Origin of the sequence: uncultured Erythrobacter sp. (assembly GCF_947499705.1) — a bacterium.
Lineage (GTDB): Bacteria > Pseudomonadota > Alphaproteobacteria > Sphingomonadales > Sphingomonadaceae > Erythrobacter.
Genome location: NZ_CANMPJ010000001.1, coordinates 2,105,160 through 2,128,889 on the forward strand (window position 1 = coordinate 2,105,160; position 23,730 = coordinate 2,128,889).

20 protein-coding genes are annotated in these 23,730 nt (G+C 60.0%); 11 read left to right on the forward strand and 9 right to left on the reverse strand.

Annotated features, from left to right (window positions below):
- The first annotated feature begins 141 nt into the window (after positions 1-141).
- The 4 genes from pufB to pufM all read left to right on the forward strand — a co-directional run bounded on the left by pufB (position 142) and on the right by pufM (position 2,388).
- Positions 142-297 carry a light-harvesting antenna LH1, beta subunit gene (pufB, locus tag Q0837_RS10100; RefSeq protein ID WP_298468385.1) on the forward strand — a complete coding sequence of 52 codons (156 nt, stop codon included), beginning with the start codon at positions 142-144 and terminating at the stop codon, positions 295-297.
- A gap of 79 nt (positions 298-376) precedes the next feature.
- Complete coding sequence (gene pufA / locus Q0837_RS10105) at positions 377-523, forward strand: light-harvesting antenna LH1, alpha subunit (protein WP_298468388.1); 147 nt, start codon at positions 377-379, stop codon at positions 521-523.
- Between the two features lie 99 nt (positions 524-622).
- Complete coding sequence (gene pufL / locus Q0837_RS10110; protein ID WP_298468390.1) at positions 623-1,447, forward strand: photosynthetic reaction center subunit L; 825 nt, start codon at positions 623-625, stop codon at positions 1,445-1,447.
- 14 nt (positions 1,448-1,461) lie between these two features.
- Positions 1,462-2,388 (forward strand): photosynthetic reaction center subunit M, encoded by a 927-nt coding sequence (gene pufM / locus Q0837_RS10115; RefSeq protein ID WP_298468393.1) that lies wholly within the window; start codon positions 1,462-1,464, stop codon positions 2,386-2,388.
- Positions 2,389-2,639: 251 nt separating this feature from the next.
- On the opposite strand, the gene Q0837_RS10120 is transcribed toward pufM, so the two are convergent.
- Positions 2,640-3,677 carry a LacI family DNA-binding transcriptional regulator gene (locus tag Q0837_RS10120; RefSeq protein ID WP_298468396.1) on the reverse strand — a complete coding sequence of 346 codons (1,038 nt, stop codon included), beginning with the start codon at positions 3,675-3,677 and terminating at the stop codon, positions 2,640-2,642.
- A 9-nt stretch (positions 3,678-3,686) separates the two neighbouring features.
- The gene (locus Q0837_RS10125) at positions 3,687-5,021 is read right to left on the reverse strand and encodes an MFS transporter (protein ID WP_298468399.1); all 1,335 of its coding nucleotides are present in this window, start codon (positions 5,019-5,021) and stop codon (positions 3,687-3,689) included.
- A gap of 170 nt (positions 5,022-5,191) precedes the next feature.
- Between Q0837_RS10125 and Q0837_RS10130 the strand changes: the two genes are divergently transcribed.
- The 3 genes from Q0837_RS10130 to Q0837_RS10140 all read left to right on the forward strand — a co-directional run bounded on the left by Q0837_RS10130 (position 5,192) and on the right by Q0837_RS10140 (position 9,728).
- Positions 5,192-7,645, forward strand: coding sequence for a TonB-dependent receptor (locus Q0837_RS10130; protein ID WP_298468401.1), 2,454 nt, complete (start codon positions 5,192-5,194; stop codon positions 7,643-7,645).
- An 83-nt stretch (positions 7,646-7,728) separates the two neighbouring features.
- Entirely contained in the window at positions 7,729-8,844 is a 1,116-nt protein-coding gene (locus Q0837_RS10135; protein WP_298468403.1) for a glycoside hydrolase family 68 protein, read from the forward strand.
- A complete protein-coding gene (locus Q0837_RS10140) occupies positions 8,841-9,728 on the forward strand; it encodes an ROK family protein (RefSeq protein ID WP_298468406.1) in 888 nt (295 codons plus the stop codon). Before Q0837_RS10135 ends, Q0837_RS10140 begins: the two co-directional genes overlap by 4 nt.
- A 64-nt stretch (positions 9,729-9,792) precedes the next feature.
- On the opposite strand, the gene Q0837_RS10145 is transcribed toward Q0837_RS10140, so the two are convergent.
- The 7 genes from Q0837_RS10145 to Q0837_RS10175 form a co-directional block, all read right to left on the reverse strand.
- A complete protein-coding gene (locus Q0837_RS10145; protein ID WP_298468408.1) occupies positions 9,793-10,050 on the reverse strand; it encodes a hypothetical protein in 258 nt (85 codons plus the stop codon).
- 33 nt (positions 10,051-10,083) lie between these two features.
- Entirely contained in the window at positions 10,084-10,566 is a 483-nt protein-coding gene (locus Q0837_RS10150; RefSeq protein WP_298468411.1) for a TspO/MBR family protein, read from the reverse strand.
- 10 nt (positions 10,567-10,576) lie between these two features.
- Positions 10,577-11,773 (reverse strand): geranylgeranyl diphosphate reductase, encoded by a 1,197-nt coding sequence (locus Q0837_RS10155; protein WP_298468414.1) that lies wholly within the window; start codon positions 11,771-11,773, stop codon positions 10,577-10,579.
- Positions 11,770-13,107 carry a BCD family MFS transporter gene (locus Q0837_RS10160; protein ID WP_298468417.1) on the reverse strand — a complete coding sequence of 446 codons (1,338 nt, stop codon included), beginning with the start codon at positions 13,105-13,107 and terminating at the stop codon, positions 11,770-11,772. The genes Q0837_RS10155 and Q0837_RS10160 overlap by 4 nt, the downstream gene beginning before the upstream one ends.
- Positions 13,107-14,009, reverse strand: a complete 903-nt coding sequence (gene chlG / locus Q0837_RS10165) for a chlorophyll synthase ChlG (RefSeq protein WP_298468420.1) — start codon at positions 14,007-14,009, stop codon at positions 13,107-13,109. Before chlG ends, Q0837_RS10160 begins: the two co-directional genes overlap by 1 nt.
- A 134-nt stretch (positions 14,010-14,143) precedes the next feature.
- The gene (gene ppsR / locus Q0837_RS10170; protein ID WP_298468423.1) at positions 14,144-15,565 is read right to left on the reverse strand and encodes a transcriptional regulator PpsR; all 1,422 of its coding nucleotides are present in this window, start codon (positions 15,563-15,565) and stop codon (positions 14,144-14,146) included.
- A 12-nt stretch (positions 15,566-15,577) separates the two neighbouring features.
- Entirely contained in the window at positions 15,578-16,489 is a 912-nt protein-coding gene (locus tag Q0837_RS10175; protein WP_298468426.1) for a B12-binding domain-containing protein, read from the reverse strand.
- A 284-nt stretch (positions 16,490-16,773) separates the two neighbouring features.
- Between Q0837_RS10175 and bchF the strand changes: the two genes are divergently transcribed.
- The 4 genes from bchF to Q0837_RS10195 are packed head-to-tail and all read left to right on the forward strand — an operon-like array spanning position 16,774 to position 23,712.
- Entirely contained in the window at positions 16,774-17,289 is a 516-nt protein-coding gene (bchF, locus tag Q0837_RS10180) for a 2-vinyl bacteriochlorophyllide hydratase (RefSeq protein WP_298468429.1), read from the forward strand.
- The gene (locus Q0837_RS10185) at positions 17,286-18,581 is read left to right on the forward strand and encodes a ferredoxin:protochlorophyllide reductase (ATP-dependent) subunit N (protein ID WP_298468432.1); all 1,296 of its coding nucleotides are present in this window, start codon (positions 17,286-17,288) and stop codon (positions 18,579-18,581) included. Before bchF ends, Q0837_RS10185 begins: the two co-directional genes overlap by 4 nt.
- A gap of 3 nt (positions 18,582-18,584) precedes the next feature.
- Positions 18,585-20,141 (forward strand): ferredoxin:protochlorophyllide reductase (ATP-dependent) subunit B, encoded by a 1,557-nt coding sequence (bchB, locus tag Q0837_RS10190; RefSeq protein WP_298468435.1) that lies wholly within the window; start codon positions 18,585-18,587, stop codon positions 20,139-20,141.
- Positions 20,116-23,712, forward strand: a complete 3,597-nt coding sequence (locus tag Q0837_RS10195; RefSeq protein ID WP_298468437.1) for a magnesium chelatase subunit H — start codon at positions 20,116-20,118, stop codon at positions 23,710-23,712. Before bchB ends, Q0837_RS10195 begins: the two co-directional genes overlap by 26 nt.
- Positions 23,713-23,730: the final 18 nt, after the last annotated feature.

Consider the following 23,730-nt stretch of genomic DNA (forward strand, 5'->3'; position numbering starts at 1 on the left):
CCCAAAGTGCGGGGGGAATCTTGCCCGCCATAGTCACGAATTTGCCTGGGGATCGGGCACATCCAATCCACGTGGGGGATCACGCGGGGATGTCACCGGGAGCTTTGCTCCCACTCCAACTGCAAAATACGGAGACTATCAATGAACGATCCTGATCGCCCAAGCGTGGGGACGTACCTGACTGACGAAGAAGCAAAGGAAATCCATGGCGCGTTCATGGGAACCTTCGCTCTCTACGTCACGATTGCGCTCGTCGCGCATGCGCTGATGTACTGGTGGAAACCCTGGTTCGTCTGATTTTCCGACCTGACTGCTTGCCCTTGCCCGCTTCGGCGATCGCAATGGCATTCCATCAGAATGGTATAAGGAATTGAAAATGTACAAGATTTGGCACCACTTCGATGTACGCCGGACCCTGGTCGCACTGCATGTCGGCCTGGCTGTTCTGGCCTTCACGATCCACTTCATCCTGCTCAGCACGGAGAAGTACAACTGGCTCGGCGGCGTCACACCCGCTGGTTAATCCAGTTTTGAAATCTGAGGGGGCAGGTTCGCCTGCCTGCCTCCTACAGTTTTGATCGTACACGATAAGACCCGCCCTTGAGGTGGGAAGGATGGACCTATGGCGCTCCTTAGTTTCGAGCGGAAATACCGCGTGCGCGGTGGCACATTAATCGGCGGCGACCTATTCGACTTCTGGGTCGGGCCGTTTTATGTCGGATTCTTCGGGGTAATGGTGGCAATCAGCGCGGCCCTTGGCACGATGCTGATCTTTGCTGCTGCTGCTGCAGGACCGACACTCAACCCCTGGCTGATCGACATTCAACCGCCTGCGATCGAGGCCGGGCTTTCGCTGATGCCCCTCAACCAAGGGGGCTATCACCAAATCATAACTCTATGCGCAGTGATTGCATTCTGTTCGTGGGTGGGCCGACAGGCCGAAATCTCCCGCAAGCTAGGCATGGGCTATCACGTCCCGATCGCTTTCAGCGTCGCGGTGTTCGCCTTTGTCACTCTGAATGTGATCCGGCCGTTCTGGATGGGTGCCTGGGGGCATGCCTTCCCATACGGCATCTGGTCGCACCTCGATTGGGTGTCCAACGTGGGCTACCAATTCGTGAACTTCCACTACAACCCCGTGCACATGCTCGCGATCACGTTCTTCTTCACGAACTGCCTCGCGCTCGCGCTCCACGGCGGTCTGGTGCTTTCGGCGGTCAACCCGTCGGACGGAACCGACGTCAAGACGCCCGAATATGAAGACACCTATTTCCGGGACTTCATCGGTTATTCGGTCGGGACGCTCGGCATTCACCGTGTGGGCCTGTTCCTCGCGCTCAATGCAGCGTTCTGGAGCGCCATCTGCATCGTGATTTCAGGAACCCTTTATGTCGGCAGCTGGCCGGAGTTCTGGGACTTCTGGAAGAAGATCCCGATTTGGGCTTGAGGAGGACCTGAACCATGGCAACATATCAAAACATCTTCACCCAGATCCAACTGAAGGCCGCTCCGGAGGCAGGAGTTCCGCTTCCGGGTGATAGTGATGCCCGCATCCCAAGCACCGGTTACAGCTACTGGATGGGCAAGTTCGGTCAGGCCCAAATTGGTCCGGTCTATCTTGGCTGGCTGGGAATGCTCTCTCTGGCATTCGGTACGGCAGCCTTCATGATCATCGGCCTCAACTTCTGGGCTGAGGCCGGGTGGAGCCCGCAGACGTTCATGCGTGAGCTGTTCTGGCTTTCGCTTAACCCTCCGGGTCCGGAATATGGGTTCAGCTTCTTCGTTCCCTTGAATGAAGGCGGCTGGTTCATCCTGACGGGCGCGTTCCTTACCATCGCAGTCCTGTGCTGGTGGGCGCGGACCTATCGCCGGGCAAAGGCGCTCGGCATGGGGATGCATATCCCTTGGGCCTTTGCGAGCGCGATCTGGCTGTTCCTGGTGCTCGGCTTCATCCGTCCGATGTTACTGGGTAGCTGGGCCGAAGCGGTGCCTTACGGGATATTCTCGCACCTTGATTGGACGAACAACTTCTCGCTCATCCACGGGAACCTGTTCTACAATCCGTTCCACGCTCTTTCGATCGCATTCCTGTATGGCTCAGCCGTGTTGTTCGCGATGCACGGTGCCACCATCCTGGCCGTTGGCCGCTATGGCGGTGAGCGTGAGATCGAACAGATCACCGACCGCGGAACCGCATCGGAGCGAGCCGGCCTGTTCTGGCGCTGGACCATGGGCTTTAATGCCACCATGGAATCGATCCACCGTTGGGCCTGGTGGTTCGCAGTGCTGACCACGCTAACCGGCGGGATCGGTATCCTGCTGACCGGCACTGTGGTCGATAACTGGTATGTCTGGGCACAGGAGCACTATTACGCTCCGACGAACTGATCTGCTTGGTTGGAGAGGCCGCTTCCAACGGTCTCGCCGCCCAGCCAAGAAACCCGGCCCCACGAAAGTGCGGCCGGGTTTTTTGATTGTTCAGGCGGCAGCTTGGTCGGGTGAGTCACGGCTTGCCTTACGGCTATCCATGGGGGTGGAAGCGACCCAACGGCGATTCGATGAGCTCTTGCATATTGGGCAGCTGACAATCGTGTCGTTTGGGACGACCGGCAGAGTTTTCTTTGTCTCGGTTGTGATGCTCAAGCGGTTTCGCGGATCACCAGATGAGGAGGCAGAACCAAACTTTCCGTATCTTCTCCGGCCAGGCGTCTCAGCAACAGGTCCACAAGTCCCTTTGCGCCAGCAGCGATGTCTTGCCTTACTGTCGTGAGAGGTGGCGCCGTCTGACTTGAAATCGGGAGATCGTCGAAGCCGACTATCTTTAGCTGGCGTGGCACTTCGATGCCGCGTTCCCGAATCTCCTTGAGGCAGGCGACCGCGATTGTGTCGGTTGCCGCAAAGATGCCATCAACCTCACCTTCGATCTCCTGCAAATGCTCAGCGATTTCCTCGCCAGTCCGCTCGGGCGACAGGTGTGTTGGCAGGGCCCTGATGGATATGCCCAGCTTGTTGGCGACTTCTCTTGCACCAGCGTAGCGGGCGGCAAACTCTATAGGTTGGGTGTCACCCAGGAATGCCAGGCTCTTGGCTCCCGACGCGATGAGCCTCTCGGCGGCGAGCTTTCCGCCTAAACGGTTATCGGACCCGACAACGCAGTGTCGCTGACCTTCCTGATGGTTCCCCCAGACAACCATCGGTAGATAGCCATCTGCCACATCCTCGATCCGTTCGAACTGGTCGGACTGGCCAATCACGAAAACGCCGTCGACCATGCCTGAGCCGATAAACCGGTCGAGCCAATCCTCGTCCTGAGCGGGAATGACACGCCTCAGCATGAGGTCATATCCCTTCTCGGTCAGTTCGTCTGCCAGATAGCCGAGCAGGGTCATGAAGAAAGTGTCCGAGATCTGTTGTCTCACGTCATGGCCAAGCGGGATCGCGACGCCGATAACCCCTGTTTTCTGCCTGCGGAGCTTGCTCGCCATCTGGTTCGGGCGAAAACCGTGTTCGCGTGCGATGGCTTCGATCTTCTCACGTGTTTTCGTATTGACGAGACTGTTGCCAGCAAGCGCCCGCGAAACAGTCCCCGGGGAGACACCTGCAATCTTGGCGAGGTCTGCAAGAGTGCGAACCTTGACCGCGCGTTCTCCGTGATTTTGAGTGTCTGTGTCAGCCATCAATACCCCTTAGCTCGCTAGCGCCTTTTGTTCACGCGGAACTCTGTGGCCCGCGTCAACAAAGAGGGTCGCAATCGCTCCGACGATCATAAGCGCTCCGCCCAGCATCAAGACATTACGCGGGTCACCGCCTAGCACCGGATTATAGATCAGTGGCATTGTCAGCGTCTGAAACAGCATGGGAATGACGATGAACATGTTGAAGATGCCCATATAGATACCGTTGCGTTCCGCCGGAATTGAGTCGGCCAGCATCACATAAGTATTCCCCATCATCCCGGCCCAGCCAATGCCGATGCCAAGCATCAGCGTGAAGAGGGCCGGTGCCGTCTCCACCCCCGGAATAAGCAGCATGGCTATACCCGATGCCGTGAGGCAGATTGCATGCACAAATCGTGCGCCAAGCTTTGCCACGATCGGGATCAGCAACAATGCCCCCACAAACGCAATGAAGTTATAGAGAGCGCCCGCCTGCTGAGTGGTGAGCGTGGCTTCGCGGAATGCCGCGCTGGAGGGATCCGACGTGTCGTAGATCGAGCGTCCCACGGCGAACGTGATGTACTGCCAATAGGCGAACATCGCATACCATTGGCACAGCATGGCGAGTGCAAGCTGACGCATCGGTTTTGGCATGTCGCGGATTGCATCTACAATTTCCGCGAACGTGTCTTTCACGGTCAGTGGTTTCTGTTCCAGCACGGCCTTTTCATCTTCGGTCATCGGCAGTTCGGGAACGCGCCAGACGGACCAGACAATGGTCGAGATCGACAAGATTGCGCCGATGATGAAGGCAATGCGCACAATGACTGGAATGCCGTTATCGTCCAGCACGTCCTGCGCGACGAAAGCCGTCAGCAAGGTCGGGGCGAGATAAGACAGCGTTTGAGCAAGGCCCGTGAAAGCACTTTGTGTAAGAAAGCCGACCGACCGCTGGTTCGGTACAAGTCGGTCAGCGACATAGGCGCGATAGGGTTCCATCGTGATGTTGTTGCCCGCATCCAGGATCCAAAGCAGCGAAGCAGCCATCCAGAGCGTGGACGAATAAGGCATCAGGAACAGGCTGATTGTGCAGATGATTGCACCGATCAGGAAGTAAGGGGTGCGCCGTCCGAAACGCGTATTGGTGCGATCGCTCATGGCCCCGACAATCGGCTGGATAATGAGACCGGTCATGGGGCCTGCAAGCCATAGAAGTGGCATTGTCGCTTCGTCGGCACCAAGGAAGCCGTAGATCGGTCCCATATTGGCTTGCTGCAGGCCGAAACTGAATTGCAGGCCGAAGAAGCCGATATTCATTTCGATGATTCGCAGCAGCGAAAGCCGTTGTTTTACGGCGGTTTGCATGTTCAGAATCCTCTCACTCGCCGATATGTTGCCGGCGTTGTGGTATTTTCGTGACATAGATTGCGCGTGATTGCAATCGTTTGCAATTTTGCTGTTGCAATCGATTGCAATGAGATTATTCCTTACTGCGAATCGCGCAGAATGGTGCGAGCAAACAGGAGAGTTTTGCTATGAAATTCCGTCACGCTTTGGCCTTTGGCACCGCGCTGAGTGCCTTTTCGACCCCCGTTTTCGCGCAGGACCAGGAAGCTGGTTCTGAGGCTGTTGCCGAAGATGGGAACGAGATCATCGTTACCGCCGTTGCACGCGGCCGGAACCGGCTCGAGAGTTCGGTTTCAATCAGTGCGGTTGGTGCAGAGCAGATTGCCGATCTTGCTCCGCCATCATCGGCTGACCTTATCCGCCAGATCCCGGGCATTCGCGCGGAGGCATCCGGGGGCGAAGGCAACGCCAATATCGCGGTGCGCGGTATCCCGGTATCGACCGGCGGTGCGCGCTATATTCAGCTCCAGGAAGACGGTCTGCCCGTCCTTGAATTCGGAGACATCATCTTCGGCAATGCCGACAATTTCCTGCGCGCCGACCGCAACGTCGCCCGCGTTGAAGCCGTGCGCGGTGGCTCCGCTTCGACCTTCGCATCGAACTCGCCCGGCGGCGTAATCAACTTCATCTCGAAAACCGGCCAGCGCGAAGGCGGTGCGATCCAGGGCACGATCGGCGTCGATTTTGAAACATACCGCGTCGACTTCGACTATGGCGCTCCGCTCGCAGACGACCTCTATTTCCATGTCGGCGGGTTCTATCGCACAGGTGAAGGCCCGCGTGACATTGGCTATAACGGCTATGACGGCGGTCAGATCAAGGCCAATATCACCAAGGAATTCGATGGCGGTTATGTCCGTTTCCACGCCAAGTTCCTTGACGACAGCACACCGACAATCCTGCCACAGCCGGTCTTCGTCGGCGGCACTGATAGCGATCCCGATTACAATGCCATTCCCGGCTTCGATCCGCGCAGGGATTCACTCTACAGCCCGCTCATCACGACTGCATTGACGCTGGATGGTGGCAACAATCCAACCACCTTCAACTTTCAGGACGGCCTTTCAGTTGAATCGCAGGCGTTCGGCGTCGAAGCCGAAATTGATGTTGGCTCTGGTTGGACGCTGACCAACCGCTTCCGCTATGCCAACAACTCGGGCAGCTTCGTCTCGCCATTCCCTGCCAGTGCAGGTGCGGCGCAAGACATCGCCGATGGTATCGGAGGCGCTGGTTCAAGCATCGTCTTCGCAACTGGCCCGAATGCCGGGGCAACTGCGGACGCCGCCAGCATTGGCGGCAATGGCTTGCTGACAAACGTTGTTCTCTTCAATACGCGGCTGAACAGCCTCGATAATGTCACCAACGATTTCCGTATTACCAAGGATTTCGATTTCGGTGCTGGTTCGGCGACTTTCACCACGGGCTTTTATTTCTCACGTCAGGACGTCGATACCGACTGGCTATGGACCTCTTTCGTCCAGACCGTCGAAGGGGATGGCAATGCTGTCCTAGTCGACATTGTCGATGCTGGCGGTGATACGGTCACACAGAACGGTGTGGTCGGTTTCGGCGCGAGCTTCTTTGGAAATTGCTGCCGTCGAAACTACGATGTCCGCTACAGCACCTATGCTCCGTTCGCATCGCTTGGGCTCGAGTTTGACCGGCTCACGCTCGATGCCAGCATCCGCTTTGACTATGGCGATGCGAATGGCACGATCACTGGCGACGGTCCGACAACCAACTTTGACTTCGACAATGATGGCAACATCAGCCCGGCCGAAGCGCAGACAAGTGTGCTGCCCCTCGGCAGCCCAAGTCCGGTCAATTACGACTTCGACTATTTCTCATGGTCAATCGGCGCGAACTACCTGCTGACTGACGATCTCGGTATCTTTGCACGGTATAGCCAAGGCGGACGCCACACCGCTGATCGTAGCCTGTTCTCCCCAGCGGTCAGCACCGTTGATGGAGGGCTGCCTGGCGGCGATGATGGCGTTATCGCAGATGTGAACCAGTTGGAGCTGGGCCTGAAATATCAAGGCAGCGGCTTTTCAGCCTATGCCACCGGCTTCTTCGCCGAAACTAGCGAGACCAATGTCGAGATTGCCCCACTGCTTCTGACCGACACAGATTACGAAGCCTACGGCATCGAAGTCGAAGGTTCGTATTCGACCGGACCGTTTACCTTGAGCGCAGGCGCGACCTGGACTGATAGCGAAATCGTGGACTCGCTAAATGCCGCGATCATCGGCAACACGCCGCGCCGTCAGGCCGACTTTGTCTATCAGGCGACGGCGCAGTATGATGACGGCTTCTTCAAAGCGGGTGCCAATTTCATCGGCACCACGGACAGTTTCACGCAGGACAACAACCAGCTTGAACTTCCGGCTTACACTCAGGTCAACGCCTTCCTTGCGGTGCGCCCTGTCGAACGGGTCGAAGTCGCTCTGAATGCAACGAATCTGTTCAACAGCGAAGGCTATACCGAGGCAGAAGAAGGATCGATCCCGGCCAACGGTATCGTCCGGGCACGCTCTATCGCGGGCAGAACGATCGCCGCCTCGGTGCGTTTCGACTTCTAAATCGACGATCTTGGGCCGACTGCCGATCTCCTCCCCGGCAGTCGGCCCTTATTCTTTTGATATCCTTTGCCTAGAGTGTCGTCATGACCACTGCCTGGACTGCAAACAGCATCCACGAGATCGAGAACTCGAAAGTCTTGCGCGTGCCGCTGATTGATCGGGCTGATCGCAGTATGCTCGATGCCGATCGCATCTACTGGGATATGTGGCCGATCCAGAATCGAGACGGGTTCGTTGCGTCCATTCAGGGGCGTGAATTGTGGATGGCCTTGTCTGCACCGGACCGCGGCGACCCAAGCCTGCGCCATTTCGAGGCCAAAATCCGCCTGATCGAGCGCAAGTCGGGAAAATGGTTCGATCTTGGCAACGTGCTACCTGATTTCGCGGTGGATTATGAGCGTGAGTGGGCCGGTTCTGCTGTCACAGATGGTGAAGGCATCACTCTGTTCTTCACAGCGGCCGGGACCGATCAGCGCCCAGGCGGCTATCAGCAGCGACTTGTAGAATCCCATGCCATCATCGGCCCCGAAGGACTTCCGAGCGCCTGGACAGCGCCTCACCTGTCGATCCAGAAACCCTCCCCCGGCTACATGCTCGCGAATGCACATGAAGGGGAAGCAGGCAAGATCAAGGCGTTCCGCGATCCGGCCTATTTCCGCGATCCTGCCGATGGCCGGGAATATCTGGTTTTCACCGCGTCGCTCGCCGATACTCGGGGCGATTACAATGGGGCAGTCGGCATCGCCCGACGCGACGGCGATGAGTGGGAGTTGTTGCCGCCGCTGATCCATGCCGATGGTGTCAACAACGAGTTGGAACGAGCGCATGTCGTGCACCACGAAGGTCGCTATTACGCGTTTTGGGCGACCCAGCGTTCGACCTTTGCACCTGGCCTGAACCATGCGCCGAATGGCCTGTATGGCATGGTCTCCGACAGCTTGTTCGGTGAGTATCGCCCACTCAACGGATCGGGCCTGGTGCTTGCCAACCCGGACGAGGAACCTCTCCAAAGCTATAGCTGGTTTGTTTCGCGTGAGCTTCTTGTTTCGAGCTTCGTCGATTTTCATGGCCTGAAGGGTCAGCCTCTTCCTGCGGACCCTGGCGAAGCAAACAAGCTGTTCGGCGGCGTACCTGCTCCCCTTTTGAAACTGGCGATTGATGGTGACTGCTGCGAACTGGCGGAGTCAGCGTTCGCATGAATTCGGCAGGCAGGCCGCTATTGGGAGGTATCGAGGCTGGCGGAACCAAGTTCGTGCTTGCGGTCGGACACTCGCCAACTGAGATCATCGCGCGGCATGAAATTCCCACGCGTGACCCTGCGACAACGCTAGAACATGTCTGCGATTGGATTGAGGGTCAGGGTACAATCAACGCACTCGGGATTGCCAGCTTTGGCCCGGTTGAACTCGACCGCTCATCGACTCTCTGGGGCCACATCACCAACACTCCAAAGCCGGCTTGGACGAATTGCGACTTGGTTGGGCACTTTGCCGAACGATTTGGAGTGCCTATCGGCTTCGACACCGACGTGAATGGAGCCGCGCTTGCCGAATACGAGCATGGTGCGGGCAAGGCAGCCGGATCATTGGCTTACATTACCGTGGGCACCGGTATCGGCGGTGGTTTGGTGTTTCACGGAAAGGCAATTCACGGAGCCGCGCATCCTGAGATGGGTCACATCTTCCCGCGCCGCCATGCGGATGATGATCAGTTCGAGGGGATATGCCCTCACCACGGCGACTGCCTAGAAGGATTGGCGAGCGGTCCTGCAATCAAGGCACGTTGGGGAGCGTCGCTTTCCGAGTTACCTTCGGATCACATCGCGCATGCAATAATCGCCGACTATCTGGCTCAGCTAGCGCACTCGATTGTCGCTATGACGGCCGTTGAAATAATCGTTTTGGGCGGGGGTGTAATGAGGACGCATGGCTTGCTTGAGCGTGTGAACCAGAGTGCAACGGAACTCGGCGCCGCGTATTTTCCGGGCGGGTCAAAGCACAAGATCGTTTCACCAGGCCTTGGCCACAATGCCGGCCTCGCTGGAGCATTAATGCTCGCCAATGCCGTCCAGCCAGACCACTGATGCACTAAAGCCCGCTTGTGGGTCGCAAGCTGACTGTCAGGTTTCCTGTCACCGCGGCCTCAATTCAGGCATCCCGGCCAAGCCTTCCGCGCAGATCGAGCAGGTGAAGTGGCAACGACAGCGCCAACAGGATCGCGACCCACCACCAGCCCGCTCCGACCAGCGCGGCGCGTAGGGCGAGAACGATAAACACTGCCGGACCTATCAATCCGACAATCCTTTCAAAGCTCCAACCGCGCATACGTAGCCACACCGCCTCGATCGCCAGCACCACCAGCACCAAGTCGGCCGCGTGGCCGCTGGCGAAGAAATCCTCGATCATAGCCACTCCCGTAAGGTTGTCAGTGGCGCGTTCTCAGCCAAATGGGCCGTTCAAATCGACGACCGCCCAATTGAGCGCTCCGGCAAATGTCACCCAGATTAGGTAGGGCATAAACGCCAGAGCCGAAGTCTTTGAATAGCGCCCGCAATAGACCACCAGCGCCAGGATCGAGAGCCACAGCAGCAGCACCTCGACAAACGCCCAATCGGGCCGCTGGATGCGGAAGAAGATCATGCTCCAAGTGATGTTGAGGAACGCGTTGAGCGCAAACAACCCGATGATCGTGTCTGAGACCTTTGGCGTGGGCGCGGCCCGCCACGCGGCGACAACCGCATAAGTGTTGAAGGCGTAGATCGCCGTCCAGCCAATCGGGAACAGCGCGTCAGGCGGATGCCAGCTCGGTTTTTCAAGGCTTTGGTACCACGGGCCGAGATCGGTGATCGTTGCCCCGAGGATGGCGACAATAGCAGCTGCGATCGCCGCAAGGATCGCAGGCAGTATCCAGGTCTTGCTCATAGAGATGAGGCTAGCGCGTTGCCGCCCTCAGGCCAAGCAGGTGAGCCGTATCCTTCAAGAAGATCTTCACATGCGCCATCGGCTTTTTGCGCACCAGCTTCTTGTTCATATAGGCCTGCCAGGTGAGCTGCTGCACGTCTTTGTCGTCGCACATCGTCACGAAACGCTCGCGGCGCTTGTCGCTGGAATACCAGAAATACTGCATCATCCCGAGGATCCAGAACACGCGGCCATGCTCTTTCATAAAGCGACTGCGCGCGCGTTTGAGCTGCTTCGCTTCGCCGGTCACAAGGTACTGGCTCGCGGCCTCGGCGCTGAACCGCCCGCCTACCATGGCATAGTAGATGCCCTCGCCCGATGCGGGTGCGACAATGCCAGCAGCATCGCCCGCGACGATGACATCGGCTCCATTGTCCCATCGCTTTAGCGGTTTGAGCGGGATTGGAGCGCCTTCGCGCCGGATCGTTTCGCAGCGCGTCAGATCGAGATCGGAGCGCATGTCGGAAACCGCGCCGCGCAGGGAGAAGCCCTTGTTCGCGCTGCCCACGCCAATGCTGGCCGTGTCACCATGCGGGAAAACCCAGGCGTAGAAATCGGGCGACAGACGGCCCTGATAAAACACGTCGCAGCGCGACCCGTCGTAGGCCTCGCTGTCGCGCTCCGGCGCCTTGATAATCTCGTGATAGGCGAAGACGCATTTGACCCGCTCCGCATTTGGCAGGCACTGTTTCGCGACGGCAGAGCGCGCACCGTCGGCACCGACCACCACGCGCGCCCGCACACGCTCGATCGGTCCGCCGCGTTCGCGCCGGAAGGTCACAAGCGGATGCGCCTCGTCGTCCCGCTCGATCTTTTCGAAAGTGCCCGTCAACCGCTCGGCCCCGGACATCCGCGCCCGCTCGCGCAGCCATTCGTCGAATTCCTCGCGGTCGACCATGCCGACATAACCGATCTCGCCGACCGGCATATCCACCGCGCGCCCCGACGGCGCGATCATCCGTGCCGAGCGCGATCGCGCCACCAACAGGCTTTGCGGGATATCGAAATCCTCGAGCATTCGCGGGGGCACGGCGCCGCCGCATGGCTTGATCCGCCCGCCTCGTTCCATCAGCAAAACCGAATGGCCGGCCAGCGCCAAGTCAGTCGCGGCAGTAGCACCGGCCGGCCCGCCGCCTACTACGACGGCATCATAAATTGTCTCGGTCATGCGAACACCTCTGTGTCTTGATGGGTTTGCGGGCGGGTTTGTGTGCGCGTGTTCGTCACGCGAGTGGCAAGCGCGGCAGCGATGACGAACAGCGCAGCCTCGATTGCGAAGATGAGTTGAAAGGCGATGCCGTCACTGGTCTGGACCCGGCGTGCAATGTCGACGCCGAGCGCGCCAATGAGTCCGCCAAGGCCGAATGCGATGGCTTGGCTTGCGCCCCAGACGCCCATGCGCACGCCCTCGCGCGTTTTCTCTCCGGCTCCGGCAAGCCCCATCATCGCGCCGATAGCGGCGACGGCGAACACACCATTGCCGAGGCCAAGGATGAAAGCGTTGATCCCGAGCGGCCAACCCGGTCCGTGGATCGCAGCGGCCGCGAAGCCCGCGAGCGCCGCTGCCGAAGCGAGGCAGCCCGACACTATCCAGATACGTAGGTCGCTTGGCAAGCGCCCGGAGAACGCGCTGCCTCCTACGCCAGCGACGATCATGCCGAGCAATATGCCACCCTGGTGCATGCCGCCCAGCTGCGTAGAATCGCCCGGCGACATGCCGAACACCAGTCCGGCAAACGGCTCGAGGATCAGGTCCTGCATGCTGAAGGCGATCATCGAAACGAAGATGAAGATGGTAAAGCGCCGCGCGGCTTTCTCGTGCCATATCTCTTGCAGGGCAGCCCGGAAATCCGGCGGTGGTTCGCTCTTGGCGGTTTCGGCGAAGGTGGCCGCGCCGCGCTCCAGCCGGAACGTCGCCAGTGCGGTGATGCAAATGACCGTCACGGCGAGGCCCGCAGCAACCATCAGCAATCTCTCAGGCGAATAGGGTTTGAGGAACTGGCCAACTGTGATGGCCGAGACCACGATACCGGCGACCATCATTATCCATGTGAGTGCGGCAGCCGCAGCCCGGCGCTTCGGCGCGACCGTGGACGCAAGCAGCGCCAGAGCCGAAGTGCCGCCGGCGCCAACGCCCACACCGATCAAGGAGTAGGCCAAAATCGCTAGCGCAAAACCAAGCGTGGGCTGCGACTGCATCATCAGCGTCGCTTGCGTTGCGAGAAGCGCTGCCATGGCAAGGACCGCGATCCCGCCAAGAATCCACGGCGTGCGTTTGCGTCCTTGGTCGGAACCGTGACCCCATAGTGGCCGCGAAAGCTGCACCGCGTAGTGCCAGGCGACCAGCCCGGCAGGAATTGCAGCCGCCATTGTCAGCTCGACCACCATGATCCGGTTGAGCACCGTAGTCGCCAACATGACGACCGCACCGAGCGAGGCTTGCACCAAGCCGATGCGCGCGATGCCGAACCAGCTCATGCCGATGCTATCGCCGGTCGTCATCAGATGTAACCCCCAAGCCCGAGCGCCGCGGCAAGCATGCCGAAGACATAGAGAGTTACGCCCACACCGTTGTACCACGGCGCGTATTTCTTGGGATCGGACATGAGCCGCGGCATCGCGGCAAATTGCGCGACCAGCACAACGGTCACGAGCGCTGCCGAGAGAGTGTATCCCCAGAAAGCCAACAGAGCGATGACGGTGATTTGCGCGAGCGCCATAACCGCGCAGGCGAACCGCGCAGCACCGGCAACGCCCATCGTCACCGGCAAAGATTTGAGGCCCGTTTCACGGTCGCCTTCGACCGCTTTGAAATCGTTGAGCGTCATGATCCCGTGCGCGCCGATCGAATAGAGGACGAGGACGATCAGCACATCGGTTGCAGGCAATGCGCCGAGCATCACGGTCGCACCGGTGAACCAGCTTAGCCCTTCGTAGGTGAAGCCCACCACCGCAGGGCCGGTCCAGCCGCTCGTCTTGAACCGGAATGGCGGAGCGCTGTAGGCCCAGGCCAGCGCCAGGCCGACAAGTCCGGCAGTGAACACAAGCGGGCCGAGTGCCCATGCGACCAACGCCGAAACCGCTGTCGCGATCAGCGCGATATAGAGTCCCCAACGTCCGGCAATCCGGCCCGAAGGGATTGGGCGATCCGGCTCATTGATGGCATCGACGTGCCGGTCGAACCAATCGTTCACCGCCTGGCTGGTCCCGCAAACCAATGGCCCCGCGAGCATCACCCCGCCAAGCACGAACAACCAGCGTCCATCGAGGCCCACACCAGACGACACTGCGCCGCACATGAAGGCCCACATCGGGGGAAACCAGGTTATCGGTTTGAGAAGGGTGACAACGTCCCGAAGCGCCGGAATCGGCGCTGGTCGAGTCGAGACCGCTGAACGTTCCATGGAGTGAGGCTATGCCTGACACAGATAGGCGTCAAATAAAATTGACACTTATGGTTCCAAGAACAGCGATTTTCGCGGTTTTAGCCGCGATTGGTCCGAAAATGGGTCAAACTGATAGTGTCAAGCGAGCTTGATCAATCGGGATCGGTAGGCAGATTCCCGAGTCCATAGCGGTGAAGCTTGGAGTAAAGGCTCTGGCGCGACAGGCCGAGTATTTCAGCAGCTGATGCGCGATTGTCCGACGTGTAGGACAAGGCCGCTTCGATGCAGAGGCGCTCGATCAGGTCGGTGCTCTCACGCACAATGTCTTTGAGCGACATGCGGCCGACGAGATCGGTGAGCTGTTCAACCGAGCGAGGCAGATCTTGCGTGCCCGGTGGAAGGTCGCGCAGCCGCCTGCCGATCGGGCGGATGACAAAGGCCAGAAGGGGGTCCTCGCCGCCGCTGCGCACTGCCGAAATCTCAACCGGCTCGCCTTCGAGATCACGGCCGGTGCGCACAACGGTGCTGACATTGCGGGCGGAACCGTGCTGGTCGATTTGACCTTCGATCAGGTCGAGGTCAATCCCGGGTCTGCCAATAATCTCGGACAGATGGCGCCCGCGCAATTGATCCATGCTCGCAGCCTGGACCATCTCGACAAAGGCATTGTTCGCACTGACAATATCGAGGTTGCTATCAGCAACGACGAACGCATCGGGCATCTGCTCGACAAGATCGGGCACCGGCGATGCGGCAAATCCCGCTCCATCTCCTATTGGAAGCAATCGAATAAGCAGGAATTGACCGCGATCCTGCGTGAAGCCGGTTACGGCCGCGCGAACCTCGGTTGAATTCCTGATCATTTTGATGTCGACCGGCGACACGGAATCCGAAGCCTGAGCAGCTCCGACCAATGCCTGAACCGCATCGCGAGAACCCTTGTCGATCAATCCAAGCAGTTTCTTGCTCGGCAAACTTCCCGGTCTCGCGCCGACCAGCGCATGCGCTGCGGGATTGGCTTCCCTGATACGCAGGGTCCCAGCTTCAACAACGATCACCGGTTCGGCAGAATTGTCGAACAACATGCGATAGCGCGCTTCAAGCTGGCGCATCCGCAGGTAGTCTCGCTCAAGCGATTGCTGCACTTGCAGAAGGCGCTGCTGGAGCTTCCCTGCCTCGCGCAGATCGCGGCCAAAGGCGATCCGATGTTCACCGCCATTCACGCTGAGCACGACATAGCGAACCGGCACAACCCCGTCGCGCGAAGGATGATTGACTTGCCGCCAGTGCTGGACCTCTCCGCGCCGCGCGGCAGCCAGCATTTCCATAACTTTGGGACGGCTTTCGACGGTGACGGTTTCGATCCAGTTCGTGCCAACCCAGTCTTCGAATTCGGGGAAGTCGTTGGGATCAAATGCGGAATCCAGGATGGTCCCGGCATCGTCAAGCACCAACGTCACATCGCCGGCGACCATGGCGAGTTTCATCGCCGCATCGGCATCCAGCGAGTCAAACAGGTCGCCGACCTGGCCGAAGGAATGCTTACCTTCAATACTGTGTTTGCGGGTTAGCATTCCTGTCTGAGCCTATTGCGATGAACTGGCGTAAACGGGGACGTTTTCGACGAGTCGTTCCGCCACTTCGAGCGCGGCACGTGCATCTGCCCCTGTTCCATCTGCTCCAACTTCGGCAACGATTGCAGGATTTTGGTTCACCATTCTGCCGCCAATCAGGATAGAAATATTGGGGTTCGCGGACACGCTTCGAATGGCCTTCACCAGTTTAGATAGCGGCGCGCTAGGACAATCGCGGGAGAGCGTCAATCCGAGCACGTCGAAGGATTTGTGTGATAGCGCGTCGAGTAATTCCCGGCGTTCCGGCCGAGGGATCACTTCGCTTTGCCATCCGGCACGGGCAAACACATCTTCGATCATGATCGCGCCAAAGCTGTGCTGGTCCCCCGGCATCGGAGCAAACAGCGCGCTGCGCGGCGTCGTCAAAGCGCCGGCCACCTTCGGCGATCGCCGGGCGACTTCGCGCATGACTTCCTGAAGGCGCCATAGCCCCATCGTCACGTCGACAAAGTCGCACTCGTCCTCTTCCCACATTTCACCCAAGCGGCGCGCCGCCGGAGCAAGCAGGTCCAGATAGATCGCGTCGACACTGACGCCGCGATCGAGAAATGTATCGACTTCCTCCAACAAAGTGGCCGCTTCGTGAGTGAGCGGCAACGCCGCAAACCTCAGCGCGTCGGAAGGCGCGATCTCGGAATTGTTCGAAGTCTCTGGCAAAGTCCCCCCAGACGAATGCGCCATCAAAAGCCGCGGAATGATGTCGCCCTCGATTATTGCGTTGATCGAATCGCCGGACAAATGCCCGTTCTCATCAGGTATATGCTCTTCCCCCGGACGCTTACGCCGCTTGAGCGGGTTGACCATCACTTTGCGCAAAGCCGCAGAGCTCGCACCGATTACGCTAGTTTTCTCTACCGGAGCCATAAGAGCCCCTCCCATCCTGCCGGACTGTTACCAGGCCGGATGCGGCGCGGATCGCGTCGATGTCAGCACAATATCAGGCGATTTCGACTCAGCCCAAACTGACAAGCAAGTCATACGCTTTCTTCGTTGAATGCGCAATCAAGCTGGTGATGCGCTGGTAAAGTGTCAAGTTTGTTGACCGTCCATTTTGGTTGACACATTAGTTTGCGTGGTCCTAGAGTCCGAGTCTGACAGGAAAGGCCAATCGCTTGGCAATGGCACCGAAGGATCTTGCATCCCCGGTCGTGTCTGCGGCTCACACGGCGCAGGCGAACGATATTCAGGGGATCAGAAAGGCGCTCTACTCTACGGAGCAGCGCCGCCGGAGGGACGAGTCGGTCTGGACAGTAATTCAAGGTGTCCTCGCCCCGGTCCAATTCCTCGTATTTCTTATCAGTTTAGGCTTGGTGATCCGCACGCTTGCGACCGCTGAAGGCGCGTTAGCGGCGGACGTCTCAATCGTGATCAAGACGCTGGTTCTTTACACGATCATGGTCACGGGCTCGATCTGGGAGAAGGTCGTGTTCGGCAAATGGCTGTTTGCCGAGTCGTTCTTCTGGGAAGACGTCTTCTCGATGCTCGTCCTCGCACTGCACACGCTCTATCTCGTGATGCTGTTTGGCGGGATTGGCACGACGGATCAGCGGCTGCTGGTCGCACTCGCCGCTTATGCTGCTTATATTGTGAATGCCGGTCAGTTCCTCTGGAAACTGCGCATGGCGCGACTCGATGCAGCGCAACCTCGGGCGGTGGCAGCATGAACGTCGCCACCACCATTCCGGGCTGCGCCGAACCTCAATCCGCAGAGACAGCACGCCCGATCCTGCGTGAGCGCGGGCAGCGCGAAGTGTTCTGCGGGCTCACCGGTATCGTCTGGCTGCACCGCAAGATGCAGGACGCGTTCTTCCTCGTAGTCGGATCGCGCACCTGCGCCCACCTGCTGCAATCGGCAGCGGGCGTTATGATCTTTGCCGAACCGCGCTTTGCCACGGCGATCATGGAAGAACGCGATCTCGCCGGCATGGTGGACGCGCAAGACGAGCTAGACCGCGTGGTCGATCGCCTGCTGGCGCGTCGTCCCGACATCAAGTCGCTGTTTCTTGTCGGCTCCTGCCCGTCGGAAGTCATCAAGCTTGATCTTGCGAAGGCCGCCGAGCGGCTCGGCGCACGTCACATGCCCGAAGTGCGCATTCTGAATTATTCGGGCAGCGGGATCGAAACGACCTTCACCCAAGGCGAAGATGCCTGCCTTGCAGCACTGGTCCCGGAAATGCCCGCCAGTGCCGCTGATGCGCCGCAAGAGCTCCTGATCGTCGGCGCATTGCCGGATATCGTCGAAGACCAGTTTCTCCGTCTGTTCGACCAACTCAGCATCCAGAACGTTGGCGTGCTGCCTGCACGCAATGCCCGCGACCTGCCGCCGGTTGGCCCCAACACGCGTTACCTCCTCGCTCAGCCTTTCCTGTCAGATACGGCAATGGCGTTGGAGGGACGCGGCGCTCAGCGGCTCGATGCCCTGTTCCCGTTCGGCGCCGAAGGCACTACTGGTTGGCTCAAGGCCGCTGCCGATGCGTTCGGTATCGATGAAGCGCATTTCGACAAAGTGGTCGCTCCGGGCCGCGAACGCGCCAAGCGGGCGATTGAGCATTCACGCGGCGCATTGGCGGGCAAGCGCATCTCCTTCCTGCCGGACTCGCAGCTTGAAGTGCCGCTCGCGCGGTTCCTCGCGACCGAGCTTGATATGGTGCCTGTCGAAGTCGGCACGCCCTATCTCCACCGCGCCCACTGCGCACAGGAACTTGACCTGATCCCGCCAAGCGCGCGGATCAGCGAAGGCCAGCATGTCGACAATCAGCTCGACCGCGTGCGCGCCGACAAGCCTGATCTGACCGTCTGTGGCCTCGGGCTAGCCAACCCGCTCGAGTCCGAGGGCTTCAGCACCAAATGGGCGATCGAACTCGTCTTCTCACCGATCCACGGCTTCGACCAGGCCGGTGATCTCGCCGAACTCTTTGCCCGGCCGCTGCGGCGCCGCGACGTGCTGGAGGTATAGGCGATGCAACTCTCCGTCTGGACCTATGAAGGACCACCCCATGTCGGCGCGATGCGTATCGCGACCGCGATGGAAAAGCTGCACTATGTGCTGCACGCTCCGCAGGGCGACACTTATGCCGACCTGCTGTTCACGATGATCGAGCGGCGCGGCAAGCGCCCGCCGGTCACTTACACCACGTTTGAAGCCCGCGACCTGGGCAAGGACACCGCGCAGCTGTTTCAGGACGCCGCAATGGAAGCCGCCGAGCGGTTCCAGCCGCAGGCGATGATTGTCGGCGCATCCTGCACGGCGGAACTGATTCAAGACGATCCCGGCGGCCTGACCGAAGCGATGGACCTGCCCTGCCCGGCGATCCCGCTGGAGCTGCCAAGCTATCAGCGCAAGGAAAACTGGGGCGCGTCCGAGACATTTTACCAGATTGTGCGTCATCTTGCCGACAAAGACTTCGTTCGGACCCCGCGTGAAGGTCGTAAGGCGCGCGCGAACATACTCGGCCCGACCGCGCTGGGCTTTCGTCACCGCGATGACCTCGTTGAGATCAAGAAGATCCTCGATGCGCTGGGTGTCGAGATCAATCTTGTTGCGCCATTGGGTGCGACTCCATCGGACATCACGCGCATTGGCGCGGCCGATTTCAACATCGTTTTATATCCCGAGATTGCGGATGAAGCGGCACGCTGGCTTGAGCGCACGTTCAAGCAGCCGACCATTCGCACAATCCCTATCGGTGTGGGGGCTACGCGCTCTTTCATTACCGACGTCGCCGAGCTGGCAGGTGCAGATCCCACGCCTGCCCTCGGCGACAACCATTCCAGAATGCCCTGGTGGAGCCGGTCGGTCGATTCGACCTATCTGACCGGCAAACGGGTGTTCATCTTTGGCGACGCGACCCACGCCGTCGCCGCCGCGCGGATCGCCAAGGAAGAGCTTGGCTTCGAAGTCTGCGGCCTCGGCTGTTACAACCGCGAATTCGCCCGCGAAATCCGCGAGGCTGCCAAGCTCTACGGCGTCGAGCCGCTGATCACCGATGATCACCTCGCGGTCGAAGAAGCCATCGCCGCAGCCTCGCCAGAGTTGGTGCTGGGCACGCAAATGGAACGGCATATTGCCAAGCGCCTTGGCCTGGCCTGCGCTGTCATTTCATCGCCGGTGCATGTGCAGGATTTCCCCGCGCGTCACAGCCCGCAAATGGGGTTCGAAGGCGCGAATGTGATCTTCGATACTTGGGTGCACCCGCTGGTGATGGGACTGGAAGAACACCTGCTCACCATGTTCCGCGAGGACTTCGAGTTTTCCGACGAAGCGGGGCCTTCACACCATGCCGCACATGCACCGAAGAAAGCTGCAGTGTCGCAGCCCGAGCCTGAGGAGCAGTTGGTCGTCACGGCTCATGACGGTGCAATGTGGACGGCAGAGGCCGAGCGGGAGCTGAAGAAAATCCCGTTCTTCGTGCGCGGAAAGGCACGCCGCAACACAGAAGCCTATGCCGAGGATCAGGGCCGAGCGCAGATCGACCTCGACACGCTCTACGATGCGAAAGCGCATTATGCACGGTAGCGTCGCTGCCCCTCAGGCCCCGGTGCGGGTCGCGATTGTCACACTCGACAATCACCTCAAAGGGGCGGTTGAACGTGCGGATGAAGTTCTGGCGCAGGACAATATTTCGCTGACGCTCCACGCGGCATCCGATTGGGATCGCGACGAACAAACGCTCGACCGGACCAAAGACGCAATCGCCGAAGCCGACATCGTCATCGCGACGATGCTGTTCCTAGACGATCACGTCCGCGCGATCATGCCTTCGATCGAAGCGCGCCGCGAAGAATGCGACGCGATGGTCTGCCTGATGAGCGCCGGCGAAGTCGTGAAGCTGACCCGGATGGGCGGCTACCGGATGGACGCCCCGGCCAAGGGCCCGCTGGCACTGCTCAAGAAACTGCGCGGATCGAAGAAGCAGGGCGCCAGTTCAGGCGCAGGCCAGATGAAGATGCTGCGCCGCCTGCCCAAGATCCTCAAGTTCATTCCCGGCACCGCACAGGATGTGCGCGCTTACTTCCTGACGCTGCAATACTGGCTGTCCGGTTCGGACGAGAATGTCGTCGCGATGGTCCGCGCGCTGATTGACCGTTACGCGGCGGGCGAGCGCGAAGAACGGCGCGGCGAAACGCAGGCTGAAGCTCCCGTCGAATACCCGGAAACCGGCGTCTATCATCCCGGCGCGAAGCAACGCATTTCTGAAACGGCGCGGCTGCTGCCCAAGGCTTCGAAGAGAGATGGCGGCGGCAAAAACGGCACCGTCGGGCTGATCCTGCTGCGTTCATATTTGCTGGGGCGCGACGCGGGCCATTATGATGGCGCGATTGCAGCGTTCGAAGCGGCAGGCATGAAGGTCATTCCGGTGTTCGCCAGCGGCCTCGATGCGCGCCCGGCAATCGAAAAGTTCTTCCTCGAGCGCGGCGAGCCGACGGTCGATGCCATCGTCAACCTGACCGGCTTCTCGCTCGTCGGCGGCCCTGCCTACAATGACAGCGAAGCCGCCCGCGAAGTCCTTGGCGATCTCGACGTGCCTTACCTCGCGGCGCACGCGATCGAGTTCCAGACGATCGAAGAATGGCGCGACCGCCCGCAGGGCCTGCTGCCGCTCGAAGCGACAATGATGGTCGCGCTGCCAGAACTGGACGGCTCCATTGCTCCCAGCGTGTTTGGCGGACGAACATCCAGCATCCCCGGCGTGGTCAACAAGATGGCTTGTGATCCGGAACGCGCCGATGCGCTGGCCGCGCGGGTCCGCAAGATGATCGCACTGCGCCGCGCCGAACGCGCGGAACGCAGACTGGCAGTGGTGCTGTTCAACTTCCCACCCAACGCCGGGGCAACCGGAACGGCCGCGTTCCTTGCGGTGTATGAATCGCTGCACGCGACGCTTCAGCGGCTGGCCGACGAAGGTTATTCGGTCGAAGTCCCCGAAAGCGTCGATGCCCTGCGCGATGCAATCCTGAGCGGCAATTCGGAGCGCTTCGGCAGCGATGCCAATGTTGCCGCGCGCATCCCCGCCGACGAACATGTCCGCCGCGAACCTCATCTTGCTGAAATCGAAGCGCAATGGGGCCCCGCCCCGGGCAAGGCGCAGAGCGACGGTGGCAATATTCAGGTACTCGGCGCGCATTTCGGCAATGTGTTTGTCGGTATCCAGCCCGCCTTTGGCTACGAGGGCGATCCGATGCGGTTGCTGTTTGAAGGCAACTTTGCGCCGACCCATGCCTTCAGCGCTTTCTACCGCTGGATCCGCGAAGATTTCGGCGCACATTCGGTGCTGCATTTCGGCACGCATGGTGCGCTCGAATTCATGCCGGGCAAACAGGCTGGCATGTCAGGCGATTGCTGGCCCGAACGCTTGATTGGCGATCTGCCCAACTACTACCTCTACGCCGCCAACAACCCTTCCGAGGGGATGCTGGCCAAGCGCCGCTCCGCCGCGACACTGGTGAGCTACATGACGCCGCCGCTGGCGCAGGCGGGCCTCTACAAAGACCTCGCCGAATTGAAAGCAAGCGTCGAGCGCTGGCGGATGACCGCCGAGGACGCCGATGGCAAAGCCGAGCGCGCAGACCTCGCCGAACTGATTGCCGACCAATGCGATGCTCTGGATATCGAATGCGGCGATATCGGTGAGCTTGCCGGACGCCTCTACGAACTCGAAGCAACGCTGATCCCGCATGGTCTGCACGTGCTAGGCCGCAATCCGGCAGGCGAGCAGCGCGAAGACATGCTCGACGCGATGGTCGAGGCTGGCGGCGAAGATGCGCCGGATCGCGACACGTTTGGCGAGAAACTCGATGCCAGCGATGAACTCGGCTCGCTGATCCACGCGCTTGATGGCGGCTATGTCCAGCCCGCACCTGGCGGCGATATCGTTGCCAACCCCGATGTGCTGCCAACGGGCCGCAACATTCACGGGTTCGACCCATTCCGCATCCCCAGCGCCTATGCCTGCATGCAAGGACGCGATCAGGCGGAGCGGCTGATTGCGCGGCATGTGGAGAGCGGGGAGCCCTTCCCTGAAAGCATCGCAATGGTGCTGTGGGGCACAGACAACATGAAGACCGAAGGCGTTCAGATCGCACAGGCGATGACGCTGCTCGGCGCACGGCCACGCCGCGATTCCTATGGCCGCCTGTGCGGTGCGGAACTGATCCCGCTGGAAGAGCTAGGCCGCCCGCGCATCGACGTCGTCATGACGCTGTCGGGCATTTTCCGCGATCTGCTGCCGCTGCAAACCCGGATGCTGGCCGAAGCCGCACTGCTCGCCAGCCAGGCGGACGAAACGCCGGAAGCCAATTTCGTGCGCAAGCACAGCCTCGCGCATCAACAAAAGCATGGCTGCGAGATGGAAACCGCCGCATTGCGGGTCTTCTCCAATGCCGAGGGCGCATATGGCGCGAACGTCAATCAGATGATCGACGGCGGCGTGTGGGCTGATCCCGATGAGCTCGCCAATGCTTTCGAGATCAACAAGGGCTTTGCCTACGGCGTCAATGGTACGCCGGTTCAACACCGCGAACTCCTGCAAAGCGCGCTTGGCGGAGTGGATTTCACCTACCAGAACCTCGAAAGCGTCGAGCTCGGCATCAACGATGTCGATCAATATGTCGACGGACTTGGCGGCGTCAGCCGCTCCGTGGCGAAGGCGAAGGGTGCAGAGGCACCCGTTTACATCCTCGATGCGACACGCGGCAAAACCAAGGTTCGCACCCTGTCCGAACAGATTGATCTCGAGGCGCGTACCCGCACGCTTAACCCGAAATGGTTCGAGGGCATGCTCGATCACGGCTTCGAAGGTGTGCGCGCGATCGAAGGGCACGTGACGAGCACGCTGGGATGGTCGGCCACGACCGGCCAGGTCGCTCCATGGGTCTACCAGAAGATTTCCGAGACCTTCGTGCTCGACGACGCGATGCGCGAACGTCTCGCGCAGCTCAATCCGAAAAGTTCCGCCCGTGTGGCTGGCCGCTTGCTCGAAGCCTGCGACCGCGAGCTTTGGGCGCCGGACGAAGAAACACTCGCCGCACTGCGTGAAGCAAATGATGAGCTCGAAGATCGCCTCGAGGGCGTCTTCGTGGCCGAATGAGATAGACAGAGGGATCGT